Source organism: Cobetia marina (genome assembly GCF_001720485.1).
Taxonomy (GTDB): Bacteria; Pseudomonadota; Gammaproteobacteria; order Pseudomonadales; family Halomonadaceae; genus Cobetia; species Cobetia marina.
This window is the reverse complement of record NZ_CP017114.1, coordinates 2,028,614-2,047,403: the sequence shown is the minus strand read 5'-3', so window position 1 is coordinate 2,047,403 and position 18,790 is coordinate 2,028,614. Positions and strand designations below refer to the sequence as shown.

The window sequence follows — 18,790 nt, the reverse complement described above, 5'->3', positions numbered from 1 at the left end:
GGCGTTTTCAATTCTGACGCTGCTCATTGCCGCGTCAGCGGAGAGCCGCCCTACCAGATGTCGCGCATGGTCAATATGCTCTCCAGCGTGCGTCTGAGGCGGGCCACCTCACTGACCAGACTCTCGCCCGCCAGCATGCCGACCCCCAGCACCAGGCCGCGCCGCGAGTCCTCGCTGCTGCAGACCATACTCAGTGGCCGCACGATCAGATGTTCCTTGACCATCAGTTGCGCGACACGCTTGTCATCGATCTCGGGGGCGAACTGCACGCACAGGCTGATGCCGCGCGAGGGCGGCGAGACGCTGATCACGCCCTTCACCTGACACAGCTGGTCATGCACCACCTGCTGTCGGCCGAGATAATCGCGCTGGATGCGCTGATACCAGGCATCGAGATCCCCATCGGCGATGAACTGCGCCAGTACCGCCTGATCCAGCATGCGCCCCTCGCGAAACACCTCGCTGCGCAGCCGATTCATCGGCCCGGCCAGCGCGCGAGGCACCACCAGATAGCCCAGCCGCAGGCCAGGAAACATCAGCTTGGAGAACGAGCCCACCAACAGGCGATTGTCGGCGTCCGGGTCAAACAGCAGCTGATCATGGTCATCGCCACTGAACTCGTAGTCATCCTCGAGGATATAGGCGGGCTGACAGGCCTCGCAGAGCGCCAGCTTGTCACGCCGTGAGGTAGGAACACTCAAGGGATAGTGATGCGAGCCGGTGAAATAGGCGATCTGCACCGGGCGACGCGCCAGCAGGGCGAGCTCGTGGCCCGGGGCATCGGCGGTGTCATCCCGGGGCCGCCAGGGAATCAGCTGGGTCTCGAGTCCGGCGGCCAGAAAGACATTGCGTGCCCCCCAGTAGCAGGGAGACTCCATCACCACCTGCTGGCCGGCGTCCGCCAGCGCCAGCGCACACAGCTCGATGCCGTGGTGGGTGCCCTCGGTGATGATGATCTGCTGGGTATCGCAATCGATGTTGCGCCAGCGGCGCAGAAAATCCCGAATCTCCCGCTTGAGCGGGCCATAGCCACCGCTGGAATACGACAGCAGCAACGCGTTGTGGGGCACCGTGACGCTGGCATACAGCTGACGCCACTTGCGCATCGGAAAGCGCGCGATATCCGGAATGCCCGGCACGAAGGCGCCACTCTGGATCAGGCTGGCACCCTGCCCGCCCAGCACCCGGCGTGCGCGAGTGGAGAGCGGCAGTGGCGCAGGTGCCTCGGGCGAGGCGCTGTCGGGTCTCGCGGCATGCGGGCGGCGCGTCCAGGTGCCCTGACCCTGCCCGGTGTGCAAATAGCCTTCCTCGATCAGCGACTTGATGGCCAATGACAGGGTGTTGCGTGCCACGCCCAGAGCCTCGCACAGCTTGCGATGCGCAGGCAGACGTACCCCCACCGGCCATTGCTCACGAATCATCTCGAGCAATGCCTGCTCCAGCCGCACCTGCTTGCCCAGGGCCTGCGACTGGCGGCGATAGCACTCGATCAATGGCTCAAGCGTGGCCAGTTCCATGCAGGTCTCCCGATATCGTTCATGTAGCCATAACGTCCATACGCTGCATAGATCACGTGAGCAACCAGCCTGGCTGGCGGGGTACAGCGCCCATTCATCCCTGATTATCCGCAGTCCACCAAGATTGGTCCAGTCAAACGCTCAATTGGTCTATTCGCCTGAACAGTTGGCGCTGATAGCGTGTCCCTCAGGCGCTGCCTACTGACTGATGCTCACAGCCCACGATGGCTGGATCGCTCCTGCGATGTCGACAGGAGCGAATTTTTCCCACAAGCCTCAGCCAGCGACAGGACTGACCTTGCACCTGCTTACCCGCCAGAACGTTCGGCAGAGGACAGCAGACGCACACGAAAGACATCAGCAGGTCCGGCACCGCCATATAACAAATTCCAAGATCGACTCGGACGCATCCCCCATGACCCAAACAACTCCCCCTGCAGAACAACTTGTCAGAGTCCTCGCCCGCGGCGACGTTCTGGCCCTCGCCTTCGGTGCCATGGTCGGCTGGGGCTGGATCGTCCTGACCGGTGGCATGATCCAGAATGCCGGCAGCATCGGTGCCATCATCGCCTTCATCATCGGCGGCATCGCCGTCGTGCTGATCGGCCTGACCTATGCCGAACTGGCCGCCGCCATGCCCAAGGTGGGTGGCGAACACGTCTACAGCTACCGTGCCATGGGACATTTCTCGTCCTTCCTGTGCACCTGGACCATCATTCTCGGCTACCTGAGCGTGGTGTCTTTCGAGGCGGTGGCCCTGCCGACCGTCATCGAGAACCTCGCACCCGGCTATGCCGTCGGTCACATGTGGACCATCGCCGGCTGGGACGTCAAGGCCACCTGGGTCGCCGTCGGTGTCGGCGGGTCTCTGGCGATGATGGCGATCAACTACGTCGGCATCACCACGGCAGCGCTGCTGCAGAAAGTCGTGACCGGCGTGATCCTGATCGCCGGTGTCCTGTTCGTGACCGGTGCACTGTTTGAAGGCGATGTCGCCAACATGACGCCGCTGTTCACCCAGTCTGAGGGTGGCGTGACGGCTGGCATCATCGCGGTGCTGGTGCTGGTGCCCTTCCTGTTCGTGGGCTTCGATGTCATCCCCCAGGCCGCCGAAGAGATCAATCTTCCCTACAACGCCATCGGCAAGGTGCTGATGATGTCCGTGGTACTGGCAGTGGTGTGGTATGCCCTGATCATCCTGGCCACCAGCCTGGCACTGGATCACGACTCCCTGCTGGCAAGTTCACTGAGCGTGCCGGATGCCATGCAGGCACTGTTCAACACGCCCTGGGCCAGCAAGCTGATGATCCTGGCAGGTATCGCCGGCATCATCACCAGCTGGAACGCCTTCTACATCGGTGGCTCGCGCGCCATCTACGCCCTGGCGCATGCCGGCATGCTGCCGGCCGCCCTCGGCAAGCTGCACCCGAAACACAAGACACCGACCAACGCCGTACTGCTGATCGGCCTGCTGTCCTGCATCGCGCCCTTCTTCGGTCGTCCGGCACTGGTGTGGATCGTGGATGCCGGCGGGCTGGGTATCGTCATCGCCTATCTGTTCGTCGCGATCTCGTTCCTGATCCTGCGCATCCGTGAGCCGGACATGCCGCGTCCGTTCCGCGTGCGTCACGGCAAGCTCTGCGGTGTGCTGGCCATCTTGCTGTCCTTCGCCATGGCCTGTCTGTACCTGCCGGGCAGCCCTTCCGCACTGACCGGCACCGAGTGGATGATCTTCGGCGCCTGGATGGCACTGGGCCTGGTGATGTACGCCATCGCCCTCAAGCAATTCGGCCGTGAATACAGCGACCGCATCATGGCACCGGCCTTCACCGCTCACTGAGCAAAGGCCTCGTCATGTGACCGCCGGGCAGGTCCGTCCGCCTGCCCGGCCCCATCGGGCTCGACTACCACGAGCCGATATCAGGACAGTCCGCGCGATTCGCCAGCGCTGTCCACTCAATGAATGCACTGCACGCCAGACCGCCAGAGGAGCTCCACATGTCCCGTATTGCACTCCCGACCAGCGACTTCCTGAAGCGCTACGTCAACTCGGAGAACAGCCGCGACGTCTTCGTCCCTGCCTTGATCGGCAGCGAGCGCCGCGAGACCGGTACCACCTTCAACGTGACCAATCCGGCGACTGGCGAGCAACTGGCCCGTGTCGCGGAAGTCAGCGCCGAGGATACCCGTGACGCCGTCGCCGCCGCCGAGATCGCCGGCAACGCCTGGAAGAAGGTGCCGGTGAAGGAGCGTTCTGCGCTGCTGCGCCGCTGGTTCGACCTGGTGCTTGAGCACCGGGAAGACCTCGCCCAGCTGATGACCCTGGAACAGGGCAAGCCGCTGGCGGAATCGCGTGGCGAGGTGACCTATGGCGCCTCCTTCATCGAATTCTTCGCCGAAGAAGCCAAGCGCATGGCCGGTGAGACCCTGCCGTCCCACGGTGCCGACAAGCGCCTGATGGTGCTGCGCGAGCCCATCGGTGTGGTGGCAGCCATCACGCCGTGGAACTTCCCGCTGGCGATGATCACCCGCAAGTGCGCGCCGGCGATCGCCGCAGGCTGTGCCGTGGTCATCAAGCCGGCCGAAGCCACGCCGCTGACCGCGTTGGCACTGGCGGATCTGGCGCTGGAAGCCGGCCTGCCGGCAGGTCTGATCAGTGTCGTCACCGCCATGAAGCCGATCGCCATCGGCGAAGTGCTGACCACCGACCCGCGCATCCGCAAGGTCTCCTTCACCGGCTCCACCCCGGTGGGCAAGACGCTGATGGCGCAGTGTGCCTCCACCGTCAAGAAGACCGCCATGGAGCTGGGCGGCAACGCGCCGTTCATCGTCTTCGATGACGCCGATGTCGATGCCGCCGTCGACGGCGCCATCGCCTCCAAGTTCCGCAATGCCGGCCAGACCTGCGTGTGCACCAACCGCTTCCTCGTCCAGGACGGCGTCTACGATGCCTTCGTCGAGAAGCTCGCGGCGCGGGTCGCCGCCATGCAGGTCGGCGATGGCCTGGTCGATGGCAACACCATCGGTCCGCTGATCAACGGCGCTGCCGTCAGCAAGGTGCAGAGCCACGTCGATGACGCCATCGGCAAGGGCGCGCGCCTGGTCACCGGTGGCAAGCCGCACGCCCTGGGCCACAGCTTCTTCGAGCCCACCGTGCTGGCCGATGTCACCACCGAGATGGTGGTGGCGGATGAGGAGACTTTCGGGCCGCTGGCACCGGTGTTCCGCTTCCACAAGGATGAAGACGCCATCGCGATGGCCAATGACACGCCCTTCGGCCTGGCCGCCTACTTCTATGCCACCGACTACCGTCGCATCTGGCACACGCTGGAAGCGCTGGAATACGGCATGGTCGGGGTCAATGAGGGCATGATCTCCACCGAGCTGGCGCCCTTCGGCGGCATCAAGGAGTCCGGTCTGGGTCGTGAAGGGTCTCACCACGGTCTGGAAGAGTTCACCGAGCTGAAGTACGTCTGCATCGGCGGTCTCTGATTTTGTGTGGACGCCTCGCGACGATGCCTCGCGCCGATGCTTCGAGAGGACGTCTCACACCGTTATCCCACCACGTTTACTAGACAACGGTGGCATGGCTCGCGCCATGCCACCGGCAACAAGAAAAGGAACCTGACATGAGCCACTCCCAGCTGAGCAACGAACAACTCGACGTCCTCAAGCACAAGTACGTCGCCAAGGGTGCCGTCACCGCCACGCCGCAGTTCGCCGACACCGCGCTGAACGCCGAGATCTGGGATGCGGACGGCAACCGCTGGATCGACTTCGCCGGCGGTATCGGCGTGCTCAACCTGGGTCACCGTCACCCGAAGGTCGTCGCCGCCGTCAAGGCGCAGCTCGACAAGGTCATGCACACTGCCGCGGGCGTCATCTCCTACGCCCCGTACGTGCAACTGAGCCAGAAGCTGGCCGAACTGACGCCGGTGCGTGGCCCGGAACGCAAGACTCTCCTGGTCAATTCCGGCGCGGAAGCGGTCGAGAACGCCATCAAGATCGCACGTGCCGCCACCGGCCGCAGCGGTGTCATCACCTTCGACGGTGCCTTCCACGGCCGCACCATGATGACCCTGGCGATGACCGGCAAGGTGCTGCCGTACAAGAACGACTTCGGCCCGATGCCGGGTGACATCTTCCGTGCGCCCTACCCGAACCCGATTCACGGCATCAGCGAAGAGCAGTCCCTGAACGCCATCCGCACCCTGTTCAAGACTGACATCGCACCGCACCGCACCGCCGCCATCGTCATCGAGCCGGTGCAGGGCGAAGGCGGCTTCTACATCGCCTCGCCGAGCTTCCTCACCGCGCTGCGTGAGCTGTGTGACGAGCACGGCATCCTGCTGATCGCCGATGAAGTGCAGTCCGGCTTCGCGCGTACCGGCAAGCTGTTCGCGATGGAGCACAGCGGCGTCGAAGCCGACATCATGACCATGGCCAAGAGTCTAGCCAACGGCATGCCGCTGTCGGCCGTCGTCGGTACCGCCGAGGTGATGGATTCCTCCGGCCCGGGGTCGCTGGGCGGCACCTACAGCGGCAACCCGCTGTCCTGCGCCGCGGCCCTGGCCGTCATCGACGTCATCCGCGAAGAGAACATTCTGGAGCGCAGCACCCAGATGGGCGAGCAACTGGCCGCGCGTTTCGCCCAGTGGGAAGAACGCTTCGCGCATGTCGCGCACTCACGCAACCAGGGTTCCATGGCGGCCTTCGAGCTGGTGGACGCCGATGGCAAGCCGGACCCCGCCGCGACGGCGGCCGTGTGTGCCAAGGCCAAGGAGCTGGGGCTGATCCTGCTGTCCTGTGGTTTCTACTCCAACTCCATTCGCGTGCTGGTGCCGCTGACGGTCGAGCCGGAAGTGCTGGAAGAAGGTCTCGACATCGTCGAGAAGGCGCTGGAAAGCCTCGTCTGATCGGTTGCCTTTTCCGACACACGTGTAACAGAACGGCCACCTTCGGGTGGCCGTTGTCGTTTCCAGCGCCACGCGCTTCGCTGGAGGGAAACCCTGGGCCAAGAAATGAATCGCAAGCTCATTACCCATCTAACCATATAGCCAATCAACCCAAGCAGCCTTTTGTGGCAACTAGTTGATTAAATTATGATATTCGCTGCATTTCTGCGTATTTCCGACCGATTCTCGCCATGCCACACGCCATCGTGAACGACGGCTGCCAGAGAGAGGCCTTTCTCATCGGCAGCACCTCGAGTGACCCCTACCATGACTGACAGCAACGCCCACGACTTCAAACGCAGCATGCAGCAGCGCCACCTGGTGATGTTATCCCTCGGCGGTGTCATCGGCACCGGCCTGTTTCTCAGCTCCGGCTATACCATTCAACAGGCCGGTCCGGCGGGGGCGGTACTCGCCTATCTGATCGGCGGACTGGTGGTCTATCTGGTGATGATGTGTCTCGGCGAGCTGGCCGTGCACCACCCCGAACCCGGCGCCTTCAGTGCCCACGCCACCCGGTATCTGGGCCCGGCCACCGGCTACACCGTCGCCTGGCTCTACTGGCTGACCTGGGCCGTGGCACTGGGCTCGGAATTCACCGCCTCCGCCGTGTTCATGGGGCGCTGGTTCCCCGATGTCGAACCCTGGATCTGGTGCGGGCTCTTCTCGCTGATCGTGTTCGGCATGAACATCGTCTCGGCACGCTTCTTCGCCGAATCCGAATTCTGGCTGTCGTTGATCAAGGTCGCCGCGGTGATCGTGTTCATCGCCGTGGGCGCCGCCGCCATGTTCGGCTTCACGTCACTCTCGGGCAATACCGAGGCGCCGGGCGTCACGCGCATCCTGCAGGAGGGGGTGTTCGATCACGGCGTGATGCCGATCCTGATGACACTGCTGGCCGTCAGCTTCGCCTTCTCCGGTACCGAGCTGATCGGCATCGCCGCCGGCGAAAGCGAGAATCCCGAGAAGAACGTGCCCCTGGCGATCCGCGCGACCCTGTGGCGACTGATCATCTTTTTCATCGGCACCATCATCGTCATCGCCGCCCTGTTGCCGCAGGACAGCGCCGGTCTCAAGGAAAGCCCCTTCGTGGCGGTCTTCCAGCTCACCGGCATCCCCTACGCGGCGGACATCATGAACTTCGTGATCATCACCGCGCTGCTGTCGGCGGCCAATTCCGGTCTCTACGCCGCCTCGCGCATGCTGTGGACCCTGGCGGACCAGAAGACGCTGCCCCGCGTGTTCAGCCGCGTCAATCAACGTGGCATTCCGGTGCCCGCGCTGCTGATCACCATGCTCGGCGGTCTGCTGTCGCTGCTCTCGAGCGTCTATGCCGAGGACACCCTGTATCTGGCGCTGGTGTCGATTTCCGGGCTTGCCGTGGTGCTGGTATGGATGGCGATCGCCGCCAGCCAGTTCAGCTTCCGCCGCCAGTGGCTGAAGGCCGGCCACAGCGCCAGCGAGCTGACCTACCGCGCGCCGCTGTACCCCATCGTGCCGATTGCCGCCTTCCTGTTCTGCGCGCTGGCCTGCATCGGCATCGCCTTTGACCCCAACCAGCGCATCGCGCTCTACTTCGGCGTGCCCTTCGTGGCGCTGTGCTATCTGGTCCACTTTCTGACCCATCGCTCGTCTACCGACGCCGCCAATTCCCCGACTCCGACCCCGCAGGAGGCCCTCGATGCCCGCTGATGCCACCCGCAATCCGCTGAGCGCCATCACCGCCCAGCAGCCCTTCCTGATCGTCGATGGCGCCCTGGCCACCGAGCTTGAGCGTGCCGGATTCGATCTCAACGACTCGCTGTGGTCGGCCAGGGTGCTGGCCGATGAGCCGCAGGCGATCGTCGATGTGCACCGCGCCTACTTCGAGGCCGGTGCCGATGTCGCCACCACCGCCAGCTACCAGGCCACGCTCGAGGGCCTGATGGCGCGCAGCCTGAGCGAGACCCAGGCCAGCGCGCTGATCCAGCGCTCTGTCACCCTGGCCGCCCAGGCCCGCAGCGAGTACCTGGCCGCACACCCGGAGCGCCTGGACTGCCCGCCGCTGGTCGCGGCCTCCGTCGGCCCCTATGGCGCATATCTCGCCGATGGCAGCGAATACCGTGGCGGCTACGCGCTGGACCGCGCCGGCCTGCGCGACTTCCACCGTGCCCGCCTCGCCACGCTGCTGGATGCCAAACCGGACGTGCTCGCCGTCGAGACGCTGCCGTGTGCCGAGGAAGCCCAGGCCGTGTGTGACCTGCTGCGCGATGACTTCCCCACGGCGCGTGCCTGGATCGCCTTCAGCGCGCGCAACGCCACCGAATTGAGCGACGGCACGCCGATCCGAGAGGCCGTGCGCGCCATCGACGACTGCGAGCAGGTGGTCGCCATCGGCGTCAATTGCACCGCGCTTGAGCACATCGAATCGCTGGTGCGCGAGATTCGCGGCGAGACGGACAAGAACATCGTCATCTACCCGAACTCCGGTGAGGTCTATGACCCGGTCACCAAGACCTGGTCCGCCGCCTGCGCCGTCTCGGTAGATTCTGATGGCGACGGCTCTGACCACGACCATGACCTCGCCGGCTGGACACCACGCTGGCTGGCCGCAGGTGCCACGGCCATCGGTGGCTGCTGCCGCACCGGCCCGGACGATATCCGCGCGCTGGCGGATCTACGCAAGGCGCTGGGTTGATTGAGTTGCTGAGTCCGGTGCAGTGAATACGAAGCAGTGAATACGAAGCAGTGAATACGCAGCACTGAACTCCAAGCGCTGAACTCCAAGTACTGAATTATTAGCGCTGAACACGAACGCCCTGTCCGGTCATGACACATGATCGGCCAGGGCGTTTTCGGTAGCGTCCCAGGCCCAAAATCTCTAGGATGGCAAGACACTGATGAGCGATTGCTCAAAATCATTCCGACGTGCTCTCAAGATGGCCCTAGGCTCCCATTGAAGAGCGCGTGAGAGATCAGCAGGAGAATCCCCATGTCACAGCTCGATATCCAGGTCGCCTACGACGTGGTCTGCCCCTGGTGCTGGATCGGCAAGCGTCATCTTGATGACGCCATCGCGCAACTCGACTTCAAGGATGAAGTGCGCGTCAGCTATCTGCCCTTCCAGCTCAATCCGTGGGTGCCACGTGAAGGCATGCTGCGGGTCGACTACCGAGCGCAGAAGTTCGGCAGTGTCGAGCGTGGCGCGGAGCTGGATGCCCAGGTGGCCCAGTCAGGCGCGCAGAGCGGCGTCACCTTCCGCCACGCCCTGATGGAGCGCACGCCCAACTCCACCGATGCCCAGCGCATCGTCTGGCGCCAGCAGTCCGTGGGCCTGGCGGAGCGCCCGTTGCTGGAGGCGCTGTTCAGCGCCTACTTCCACGATGGCAAGGATGTGGGTGACCGTCAGGTGCTGGCCGAGATCGCAAGCCTGCACGATGAGAATCTGAGCGTCGAACAGGCGCTGACCTTCCTCGAATCCGGCGCGGGCGAGCAGGAAGTCGCCGCCCAGCAGGAAGCGCTGCGCAACGCCGGTATCCAGTCGGTGCCCAGCACCATCGTCGGTCAGTACTACGTGCCCGGCGCCCAGCCGGTGGAAGTGCTGGTGCAGATGCTCAATGAGGCGCGTGCCCAGCAGACGGATTGATCTGCCAAGCGCTGACGCCAAGCGCGAATGCCATGAACGGACAGACGACACGCCCTTCGCAAGGATGGCGTGTCGTTTTGCGTTCAGGCATAAAGGAAAGGCTGATTGAGGCAAGTCACGACAACAATACGACTCACGACAAGGACTGCTGCATGCCGCGCCCCATCATTCTCGATTGTGATCCCGGCCACGACGATGCCATCTCGCTGATTCTGGCCCTGAGTTCAGACGCGCTCGACGTGCTGGCCGTCACCACCAGCGCCGGCAATCAGACGCCCGACAAGACCCTCAACAACGCGCTGCGCGTGCTCACCCTGCTGGGGCGGCATGACATTCCGGTCGCCGGTGGCGCGCCGAAACCGCTGGCGCGTGAGCTGATCATTGCCGACAGCGTGCATGGCGAAAGTGGCCTGGATGGCCCCAAACTGCCGGACCCCGCCTTCGCCCCCGTCACGCAGAGCGCCATCGAGCTGATGGCCGAGAAGGTCCGTGCCTGTGAGCAGAAGGTCACGCTGGTGCCCTCCGGCCCGCTGACCAATATCGCGCTGTTTCTCTCAACCCACCCGGAGCTACACCACAAGATCGACAGCATCGTGCTGATGGGGGGCGCGGCAGGTGTCGGCAACTGGACCCCCGCCGCAGAGTTCAACATCTTCGTCGACCCCGAAGCCGCCGACATGGTGTTCAAGTCCGGCCTGCCCATCGTGATGTGCGGGCTGGATGTCACCCATCAGGCGCAGATCATGGATGAGGATATCGAGCGTATCCGCGCCATCGACAATCCCGTCGCCCAGTGTGTCGCCGAGCTGCTCGACTTCTTCATGATCTACCACCGTGACCCCAAGTGGGGCTTCAGCGGTGCACCATTGCATGACCCCTGCACCATCGCCTGGCTGCTGAAGCCTGAGCTGTTCACCGCTGTCGAGTGCTGGGTCGGGGTCGAGACACAGGGCGAGCATACCCAGGGCATGACGGTGGTCGATCGTTACCAGCTCACCGGCAAGCCGCACAACGCCAAGGTATTGTTCGATATCGACCGCCAGGGTTTCGTTGACCTGATCGCGCAACAGCTCAAGCACTATCAATGACTACCGATGACTATCGATGACTACCGCTGATCGCCACGCCAGTGCCACTGCGCCACAAGAGCACGAGCACGACCACGACTACCTGATCGTCGGCTCGGGCTTTGGCGGCTCGGTGTGCGCGCATCGCCTGACCGAGAAAGGTTATCGCGTGGCGGTCATGGAACAGGGCAAGCGCTGGACGCCGGACAACATGCCGCGCTCCAACTGGCGTCTGAGCCGTTGGCTGTGGCGGCCGATGCCGGGGTTGCGCGGCTTCTTCACCATGAGCTTCTTCCGTCACGTCATCGTGTTGCATGGCAACGCGGTGGGCGGCGGCTCCATCACCTATGCGCAGACACTGCTGGTGCCGCCTGACAAGGTCTGGGACAACGGCCAGTGGGCGGGGCTCAATGACTGGCATGCGGTGATGCCAGAGCACTACGCCACGGCGCAGAAGATGCTCGGCGTGACGACCAATCGGATCATCGCACCGGCGGATGACGCCCTGAAACGCATGGCAGCGGTCGCCGGCTGTGAGGACACCTGGTACCCCACCGAGGTCGGCATCTTCTTCGGCCCCGAGGGCGAAAGCGCCACGCCCGACGCCGGTAGCCCCCATCCAGACCCCTACTTTGATGGCGAAGGGCCTGAACGAAAAAGCTGCATCGGCTGCGGTGGCTGCATGATGGGTTGCCGCCATGGCGCCAAGAACACACTCGACAGGAACTATCTGTATCTGGCCGAGAAGCACGGTGCCCAGGTGCACGCCGAGACCAAGGTGATCGATGTCGTGCCGCTCAATGGCAAGACGGATGGGGCCGATGGCTATGCGGTGACGACGGTGCCCTCCACCTTTGCCGGGCTCTATCTTGGTCTGGGAAAGCGCCGTGTCACCTGTCAGTCCATCGTCTTCGCTGGCTCCTCGCTCGGCACCCAGGAGTTGCTGTTCCGCCTCAAGGACAAGGGCGCATTGCCGAACCTCTCGGATGCGCTGGGCAAGCGGGTGCGCACCAATGCGGAGTCCTTGATCAGCTGTCGCATGCCGGGAAGTCGCGATGACATGTCCCGAGGCATCGCCATCGGCTCCGGCATCCATATCGATGAGCACACCCATATCGAAGCCACGCGCTATCCGGCGGGCTCCGATTTCATGGGGCTGCTGTTCACCGCGATGGCCAGGGGCAAGCCCGGCTGGACACGCCCTTTTTCCTGGCTGAGCGCGATGGCGAAGCTCTTCCTTGCCAATCCACTGCGCGCGCTGAGATTCCAGCTGCCGTGGGGCTTCGCGAAGGAGACCATCATCTTCCTGTGCATGCAGACGGCAGAGGGCCACCTCGACATGACGCTCAAACGCCTGTGGTACTGGCCATTTCGCAAGGCGCTGGTCACCGAGGGCAAGCACATTCCCACCTTCATCCCCGAGGCGAATGACTTCGTCACGCGTGGCGCCAAGGCCATCGGCGCCATCCCCGGCAGCAGCATCCCCGAGATACTCTTCAACATCCCGACCACAGCGCACTGCATGGGCGGTGCCGCCATGGCGGCCTCCCCCGAGGACGGCGTCTGCGATGGCCAGAACCGCGTCTTCCATTACCGCAACATGCTGATCTGTGACAGCTCGATGCTCGCTGCCAACCTGGGCGTCAATCCCAGCCTGACCATCACCGCCCTGGCGGAACATGCAATGAGCCATATCCCTCGCAAGGGCTGATCTTTTGGGAGTGCATTGTGGAGAGCTGATGCGCGAAGCGCTGGTGTAGAGAGAAAGCGACGGCTGGTATGATAGCCCGCCGGCGTCTCAGGCCATCACCTCAGGCCATCACCTCAGGCCAGGTGCCTACAACACGCGGGATCGATCAACACGGGAGCAACAGCAATGAAACGGGTGTCACTCTTCAGCATGGCGAATTGCCCTCACTGCCAGACAGCCAAGCAGTATCTGGAGCAGCAGAAGATCGGCTTCCGCCTGGTGGATGTCAGATCCCCTGCGGGACAGAAGGAATTCGCCAAGACCGGCTTTCGCAGCGTGCCTGTCCTGAAGATTGGCGATCAGTTCCTGAAGGGATTCAGCGTGAAAGGCTTCAATCAGTTGTATAAGGGTTGAGTGAGGCGCTCTTAGCAGTACAGCGTATCTCGGCATATACCCTGTCTAATGCTATGGTGGGTAGGTTTCACAGTAGATTTAAACATTACATGCTCTTCAGACTTTCATAATTAGAGCATCCTGCACTAAAATAAATTAAAACGCGAAACGGTCCGAAGAGAAATAAACATAAAAACCAAAATTGATTATCTATGCCACACTTTTTACCTTTCACTACAACAAACAGTATTTACTTACAGATTCCTTACAAACAAGTAGCTCAATTAACCCATGAGTCGCCTAAATACATCAGCAGCTAAACGCTGCGCTTCATCATTTTTTATCACGTTCCAAAGCAAACTAGTTAATTTCTTACCTGCTATTTTGTACCATACGACTTTAGGATACTGATCAACTTCAGTTTTACTTTTCTCAATTGCATCTTCTATTGTTTTTACCTTACTAGGTTCAACATACTTTTCCTTCTCAAGCTCTTGAATTCTCTTATTTAATTCGTCAAGTTGAGAAAAGATTTCTTCCTTTTCGGCTTCACTAAAATACTCATGTTCGCCATAGTCTTTACCATCTATAGCTTCATCTAAACTATCGAGCATTTCATTTAGCTCTGCGTCACTCTTTTCCTTCGAATGCAGGATGTCTTCTCTTAAGTTTATTATCCAATCATAAACTCTACCTACCGCTTTATTGACATCTTCATGCTTATTAGCTTCTTTATGATAATAATCCCCAGGTATCTCTACTGATCTAATATACTTCCTAGAATCTTTACTATCCCCCATTGCTAAGGCATAAATATTTCCTTCAGTATACTCTTCAATTACGAAACTGTATTTTGGCAGCGCTAGGAAAACAACCTCAACTAATCTATTTCCATCTTCAGAGAATGAAACATTAAAATCATGTTCTGAAAAGTGCTCATTATTTAGATTAAATAGAATTGCAGACCTAACAGACCTTTTTAATCTTGGCATATCAGCCTCCACACTGGTCAAACATATCAATTTGAAAGATAAAAGTAATCACGAGATCGAACTACCTAAGCACTCAGCCAATATATTAAAATTTTCCTTAATATAAAATATAAACCATATTTCATATCGTCCCAAAGGGCAACACTTATAATAGCAATTACCAAATTACTAAACTATGCAGAATCATGCAATCTCTCAATATTCGCCACTAGATCGGTGAATCTCTCCCCCTGGATATGCACGTGATCCTTCAGCGCTTGCTCGGCAGCAGTGGCATCGCCGGCTTCGATGGCGGCGACGATGGCTTCGTGTTCGGCGTAGGAGCTGTGCATGCGGTGGCGGACGTGAAGTTGCAGGCGGCGATAGGGCTTGAGGATGGCGTGCAGTCGCGTGGCTTCTTCGGTGAGGAAGGCGTTGTGGCTGGCGCGGTAGAGACAGTGATGAAAGAGGCCGTTCTCGTAGTAGTAGCCATTGGCGTCGTCGGCTTCCAGGCGTTCTCGGCAGGCGGCGTGGGCGTCCTTGAGTTCCGAAAGCTCCTGCGTGGTGATGCGCCGCGCGGCGAGTCGGCCGCACATGGCTTCCAGTTCCGCCATGACTTCAAAGCGTTCCACCAGCTCCGAGACGCCCAGCTGCGTCACGAAGGTGCCGCGCTTGGGCACCACCTTCACCATGCCGGAGGCCGCCAGCTGCTGCAGCGCCTCGCGGATCGGCGTGCGGGAACACTGATACTCGCGGCCCAGCGCTTCGGGGTCGAGCTTGGTGCCCGGCGGGAAGCGCCCTTCGACGATGGCATCTTCCAGCAGGTCTCGCAGGCGTTGCGCATGAGACATCTTGATCATCATCGTCGTCCTTGTACTGTGGCCTGACGGCGCTTCTCTCGAAAGCGGCCCTTGAATCCCTCTGAGCCTGAGCGCTGGAACACTGAAGAGCCTGAGAGCTCGAGAGCCTGCAAGCTCGAGCGCGATGGCCTCGTCATTGCGATGATGCTTGATGAGCCGTCATTGATTCACCGCAACCCCGCCCAGCACCACGCCGTTCTCACAGCATTTTGCCCTCGCTCTCCTGCCTTCATTGAACAGGGAAGTGGCCGTGCAGGAAACTGACTTTAGTCTAGTCATGCATGGGATTCCTTGACGCTACCACACGATGCGCCTATCTGTTGTATACAACAAGGCGACGCAAATATTTAAGCCTCAGACGCCATACTGAGAGCTTGAGCAGTGAACACGTCGCTTCGTCCCGCGCCTTGAGGAACCGCCATGAACATCAATCTGAGTTTTCTGCAGGATCTGCTGACCCATGTCGGCCAGCGTGCCCGTCAGCAGGTTGGCCTCTCGCCCGGCGCCGGCAATGAAGACACCGCCCTCGCCCGCCTGACCGAGAGCTGCCACAACCTCACCGAGAGCAGCGGTGAAGCCTCGCGCATCATGATGGCCCAGCGGGCGCTGGAGGATTATCAGCAGCTGGATCACGAGCAGCGTCTCGCCTTCTTCCAGCTGCTGGCCGAGCACTACGCCGCCGATGAAGACCGTATCCACGCTGCCTACGCGGCCTATCGCGACTCCCCGGACAACGCCAATCTCAGTGCGCTGTTCGCCGCCAGTGAACCCAGACGCCAATCGTTGCTGCGCCGCCTGAACCTGTGCCCCGGCGGCACCTATGAAATCGTGCGCATGCGTGCCGACCTGCTCAAGCTCATCAAGCAGCATCCGGAATTGAAGCCGCTGGATGCCGACTTCGCGCATCTGTTCGCCTCCTGGTTCAATCGCGGCTTCCTGATGCTGGAGGCCATCGACTGGAACACCCCCGCGGCGGTGCTGGAGAAGATCATCCGCTACGAGGCGGTGCACGCCATTCAGGATTGGAGCGACCTGCGCGGACGTCTCGACCCCGAGGACCGCCGCTGCTACGCCTTCTTCCACCCGGCCATCGGCGATGAGCCGCTGATCTTCGTCGAGGTGGCGCTGTGCAAGGGCGTGCCCAACAACATCCAGCATCTGCTCGCCAACAGCGGCCAGACCACCGAACGCGAGGCGGACACCGCCGTCTTCTACAGCATCAGCAATTGCCAGAAGGGCCTGAAAGGCATCTCGTTCGGCAACTTCCTGATCAAGCAGGTGGTGCAGGAGCTGCAACGCGAACTGCCCAATCTGAGCCGCTTCGTCACCCTCTCGCCGGTGCCCGGTTTCAGTCAGTGGCTGACACGCGCGCGTGATGAGGAAGGCCTGGAAGTCTCCGAGCTGCTGGCCCATCACCTGCAGCACGACGACTGGATGAATGACGAGGAGGCCCAGCAGAAGATGGCAGCGGAACTGCGCGCCCTCGCCGCCCATTACCTGGTCAACGTCAAGCACCGCAGCGGCCAGCCGATGGACCCGGTCGCCCGCTTCCACCTCGGCAACGGTGCCAGCCTGCATCGCCTCAACTGGCCGGGTGACACCTCCCCCAATGGCCGCCAGCAGGCCCACGGCCTGATGGTCAACTACCTCTATGAGCCGCACCGCATCGAGCAGAACCACGAGGCCTTCAGCCGCAACGACAGCGTGGTGTGCAGCAGTGAGGTGAAAAAGGAGTCGAAAGCCAACAAGGAGCTGGCCAAGGCGCCGAAGCGCGAGGCCAGGAAGGAAAGCGATACCCTGTCCAGTTCGCCACTGCCATCAAAAGCATCCGAGCAGTCGCCCGCGACCAGATCGACCAAGGATGCCAGCGACAGCAAGCCAGCGCCGTCACTCGAAGAATGAGCCACTCGGCAGGCACGCCACCTGCCGGAGCACGCCTGATCAGAACGTCGCCTTGCGTCAACGCCTCATGACAAGACAAGGCTCATGACAAGACAACGCCTCATTACAAGAACAACGCCATTGGAGCCAACGATGCCTCACGCCAACCACGCCAACCTCTATCTGCAATTCGCGCGCAACTTCGATGAGCGCCCGGATGCCACCTTCCTCGATACCGTCGAAGGCCACGGCTACACCTTCGCCGAGGCACGCAGCGCCGCCGGTCAGATGGCCACCGCACTTCGCGAGCTGGGCGTGACACCGGGCGACCGCGTCGCGGTGCAGATCGACAAGAGCTGCGAGACCGTCATCCTGTATCTGGCCTGCCTGCAGGTCGGCGCGGTCTATCTGCCGCTGAATACCGCCTACACCGGCGAGGAGATCCGCTACTTCCTGGGCGACGCCGGCCCGCACCTGTACGTCTGCCAGCCCAAGGTGCTGGAGACGGCACGCGCGCTGGGCAAGGAATGTGATGTGCCGCGTGTCGAGAGCCTGGGCACCGAGCAGGACGGCACTCTGATGAAGCAGGCGCGTCAGTGCAGCGCAAGTTACGAGGTCGAGCCGCGCGCCGCCGATGACCTCGCTGCCATCCTCTATACCTCCGGCACCACCGGGCGCAGCAAGGGCGCGATGCTGACCCACGCCAATCTGGCCTCCAACTGTCAGGCGCTGGCCGAGACCTGGCGCTTCACCCGTGATGACCATCTGATCCACGCCCTGCCCATCTTCCATACCCACGGCCTGTTCGTGGCCTGCAACATCGTGCTGACGGTGGGCGCCTCGATGACCTTCCTGCCGAAGTTCGATGCCGAGCAGATTCTGGATCTGATGGCACGCTCCAGCGTGCTGATGGGCGTGCCGACCTTCTACACCCGCCTGCTGGAATCCGAGCGCCTCAATCGCGAGACGACCGCCGGCATGCGGCTGTTCGTCTCGGGCTCAGCGCCGCTGCTCAGCGAGACCCACAGCGAATTCAGCGCACGCACCGGCCACGCGATTCTCGAGCGCTACGGGATGACCGAGACCAACATGAACACCTCCAACCCCTACGACGGCGAGCGGCGTCCCGGCACGGTGGGCATGGCGCTGCCCGGCAGCGAAGTCCGCATCACCGACCGCGAGACAGGTGCCACCTTGCCGCGTGGCGAGACAGGGCTGATCGAGGTGCGCGGTGCCAACGTCTTCAAGGGCTACTGGAAGATGCCGGAGAAGACCGCCAGCGAGTTCCGCGAGGATGGCTTCTTCATCACCGGGGATCTCGGTCATATCGATGCCGATGGCTACCTGTGCATCAGCGGCCGTGACAAGGACCTGATCATCTCCGGCGGCTACAACATCTACCCGAAGGAGGTGGAGCTGCTGATCGATGACATGCCCGGCGTCAACGAATCGGCGGTGTTCGGCGTGCCCCACCCGGACTTCGGCGAAGGTGTCTGCGCGGTGGTGGTCATGCAGGCCGGCCACCAGGGCAGTCTCGATGAAGCGGCGGTGCTTGCCGCCCTCAGCGACAAGCTCGCCCGCTACAAGCAGCCCAAGCGCGTGTTCTTCATCGATGGCCTGCCGCGCAACGTGATGGGCAAGGTGCAGAAGAAACAGCTGCGCGAGGAATATGCACAGCTGTTTGCCCCTGAGCCGGCCCGCTCACACGGCTGAGCCACCACTGTCAGGCCTGACACCCGACACCTTCGTGCCACCGGCATGGCGTGACGCCATCACGTCATGTCGGTGGGTTCACTCACCCCGATTCCTTGCAAGGACAGGCAAGGAACGC

General features: G+C 61.7%; 14 protein-coding genes. 11 read left to right on the top strand and 3 right to left on the bottom strand.

What is annotated here, in order from left to right; genetic code table 11:
* Positions 1 to 50: 50 nt before the first annotated feature.
* On the bottom strand, positions 51 to 1,517 hold the full coding sequence (locus BFX80_RS08690; protein ID WP_084208604.1) for an aminotransferase-like domain-containing protein: 1,467 nt from the start codon (positions 1,515 to 1,517) through the stop codon (positions 51 to 53).
* A 415-nt stretch (positions 1,518 to 1,932) separates the two neighbouring features.
* On the opposite strand from BFX80_RS08690, the gene BFX80_RS08685 reads away from it, so the two are divergent.
* The 9 genes from BFX80_RS08685 (at position 1,933) to BFX80_RS08645 (ending at position 13,268) form a co-directional block, all read left to right on the top strand.
* A complete protein-coding gene (locus BFX80_RS08685; protein WP_084208603.1) occupies positions 1,933 to 3,357 on the top strand; it encodes an APC family permease in 1,425 nt (474 codons plus the stop codon).
* A 158-nt stretch (positions 3,358 to 3,515) separates the two neighbouring features.
* Entirely contained in the window at positions 3,516 to 5,009 is a 1,494-nt protein-coding gene (locus BFX80_RS08680) for an NAD-dependent succinate-semialdehyde dehydrogenase (protein ID WP_084208602.1), read from the top strand.
* Between the two features lie 137 nt (positions 5,010 to 5,146).
* Positions 5,147 to 6,433: a 4-aminobutyrate--2-oxoglutarate transaminase gene (gene gabT, locus BFX80_RS08675; RefSeq protein WP_371861075.1), complete on the top strand. Its 1,287-nt coding sequence runs from the start codon at positions 5,147 to 5,149 to the stop codon at positions 6,431 to 6,433.
* Positions 6,434 to 6,739: 306 nt separating this feature from the next.
* On the top strand, positions 6,740 to 8,164 hold the full coding sequence (locus BFX80_RS08670; protein WP_084208601.1) for an amino acid permease: 1,425 nt from the start codon (positions 6,740 to 6,742) through the stop codon (positions 8,162 to 8,164).
* Complete coding sequence (mmuM, locus tag BFX80_RS08665) at positions 8,154 to 9,149, top strand: homocysteine S-methyltransferase (RefSeq protein WP_084208600.1); 996 nt, start codon at positions 8,154 to 8,156, stop codon at positions 9,147 to 9,149. The genes BFX80_RS08670 and mmuM overlap by 11 nt, the downstream gene beginning before the upstream one ends.
* A gap of 294 nt (positions 9,150 to 9,443) precedes the next feature.
* Positions 9,444 to 10,097, top strand: a complete 654-nt coding sequence (locus tag BFX80_RS08660; RefSeq protein WP_084208599.1) for a DsbA family oxidoreductase — start codon at positions 9,444 to 9,446, stop codon at positions 10,095 to 10,097.
* 152 nt (positions 10,098 to 10,249) lie between these two features.
* Entirely contained in the window at positions 10,250 to 11,185 is a 936-nt protein-coding gene (gene rihA, locus BFX80_RS08655; protein WP_084208598.1) for a pyrimidine-specific ribonucleoside hydrolase RihA, read from the top strand.
* A gap of 16 nt (positions 11,186 to 11,201) precedes the next feature.
* Positions 11,202 to 12,875, top strand: a complete 1,674-nt coding sequence (locus BFX80_RS08650) for a GMC family oxidoreductase (RefSeq protein ID WP_084208597.1) — start codon at positions 11,202 to 11,204, stop codon at positions 12,873 to 12,875.
* Between the two features lie 189 nt (positions 12,876 to 13,064).
* Complete coding sequence (locus BFX80_RS08645) at positions 13,065 to 13,268, top strand: glutaredoxin family protein (RefSeq protein ID WP_205632755.1); 204 nt, start codon at positions 13,065 to 13,067, stop codon at positions 13,266 to 13,268.
* 263 nt (positions 13,269 to 13,531) lie between these two features.
* On the opposite strand, the gene BFX80_RS08640 is transcribed toward BFX80_RS08645, so the two are convergent.
* Together BFX80_RS08640 and BFX80_RS08635 are read right to left on the bottom strand one after the other, a co-directional pair.
* Positions 13,532 to 14,239 (bottom strand): hypothetical protein, encoded by a 708-nt coding sequence (locus BFX80_RS08640; protein ID WP_157109463.1) that lies wholly within the window; start codon positions 14,237 to 14,239, stop codon positions 13,532 to 13,534.
* A gap of 173 nt (positions 14,240 to 14,412) precedes the next feature.
* A complete protein-coding gene (locus tag BFX80_RS08635; RefSeq protein ID WP_084208594.1) occupies positions 14,413 to 15,078 on the bottom strand; it encodes a GntR family transcriptional regulator in 666 nt (221 codons plus the stop codon).
* Between the two features lie 426 nt (positions 15,079 to 15,504).
* On the opposite strand from BFX80_RS08635, the gene BFX80_RS08630 reads away from it, so the two are divergent.
* Together BFX80_RS08630 and BFX80_RS08625 are read left to right on the top strand one after the other, a co-directional pair.
* A complete protein-coding gene (locus tag BFX80_RS08630; protein ID WP_205632775.1) occupies positions 15,505 to 16,980 on the top strand; it encodes a malonyl-CoA decarboxylase in 1,476 nt (491 codons plus the stop codon).
* A 132-nt stretch (positions 16,981 to 17,112) separates the two neighbouring features.
* Entirely contained in the window at positions 17,113 to 18,672 is a 1,560-nt protein-coding gene (locus BFX80_RS08625) for a malonate--CoA ligase (protein ID WP_084208592.1), read from the top strand.
* The last annotated feature ends 118 nt before the right edge of the window (positions 18,673 to 18,790 follow it).

Excerpts from the sequence above, each read along its gene's own strand:
- BFX80_RS08690 (WP_084208604.1), bottom strand. The coding sequence starts at position 1,517 with ATGGAACTGGCCACGCTTGAGCCATTGATCGAGTGCTATCGCCGCCAG.
- BFX80_RS08660 (WP_084208599.1), top strand. The coding sequence starts at position 9,444 with ATGTCACAGCTCGATATCCAGGTCGCCTACGACGTGGTCTGCCCCTGG.
- gabT (WP_371861075.1), top strand. The coding sequence starts at position 5,147 with ATGAGCCACTCCCAGCTGAGCAACGAACAACTCGACGTCCTCAAGCAC.
- BFX80_RS08645 (WP_205632755.1), top strand. The coding sequence starts at position 13,065 with ATGGCGAATTGCCCTCACTGCCAGACAGCCAAGCAGTATCTGGAGCAG.
- BFX80_RS08640 (WP_157109463.1), bottom strand. The coding sequence starts at position 14,239 with ATGCCAAGATTAAAAAGGTCTGTTAGGTCTGCAATTCTATTTAATCTA.
- BFX80_RS08650 (WP_084208597.1), top strand. The coding sequence starts at position 11,202 with ATGACTACCGCTGATCGCCACGCCAGTGCCACTGCGCCACAAGAGCAC.
- BFX80_RS08685 (WP_084208603.1), top strand. The coding sequence starts at position 1,933 with ATGACCCAAACAACTCCCCCTGCAGAACAACTTGTCAGAGTCCTCGCC.
- mmuM (WP_084208600.1), top strand. The coding sequence starts at position 8,154 with ATGCCCGCTGATGCCACCCGCAATCCGCTGAGCGCCATCACCGCCCAG.
- BFX80_RS08635 (WP_084208594.1), bottom strand. The coding sequence starts at position 15,078 with ATGATCAAGATGTCTCATGCGCAACGCCTGCGAGACCTGCTGGAAGAT.
- BFX80_RS08680 (WP_084208602.1), top strand. The coding sequence starts at position 3,516 with ATGTCCCGTATTGCACTCCCGACCAGCGACTTCCTGAAGCGCTACGTC.
- BFX80_RS08670 (WP_084208601.1), top strand. The coding sequence starts at position 6,740 with ATGACTGACAGCAACGCCCACGACTTCAAACGCAGCATGCAGCAGCGC.
- BFX80_RS08625 (WP_084208592.1), top strand. The coding sequence starts at position 17,113 with ATGCCTCACGCCAACCACGCCAACCTCTATCTGCAATTCGCGCGCAAC.
- rihA (WP_084208598.1), top strand. The coding sequence starts at position 10,250 with ATGCCGCGCCCCATCATTCTCGATTGTGATCCCGGCCACGACGATGCC.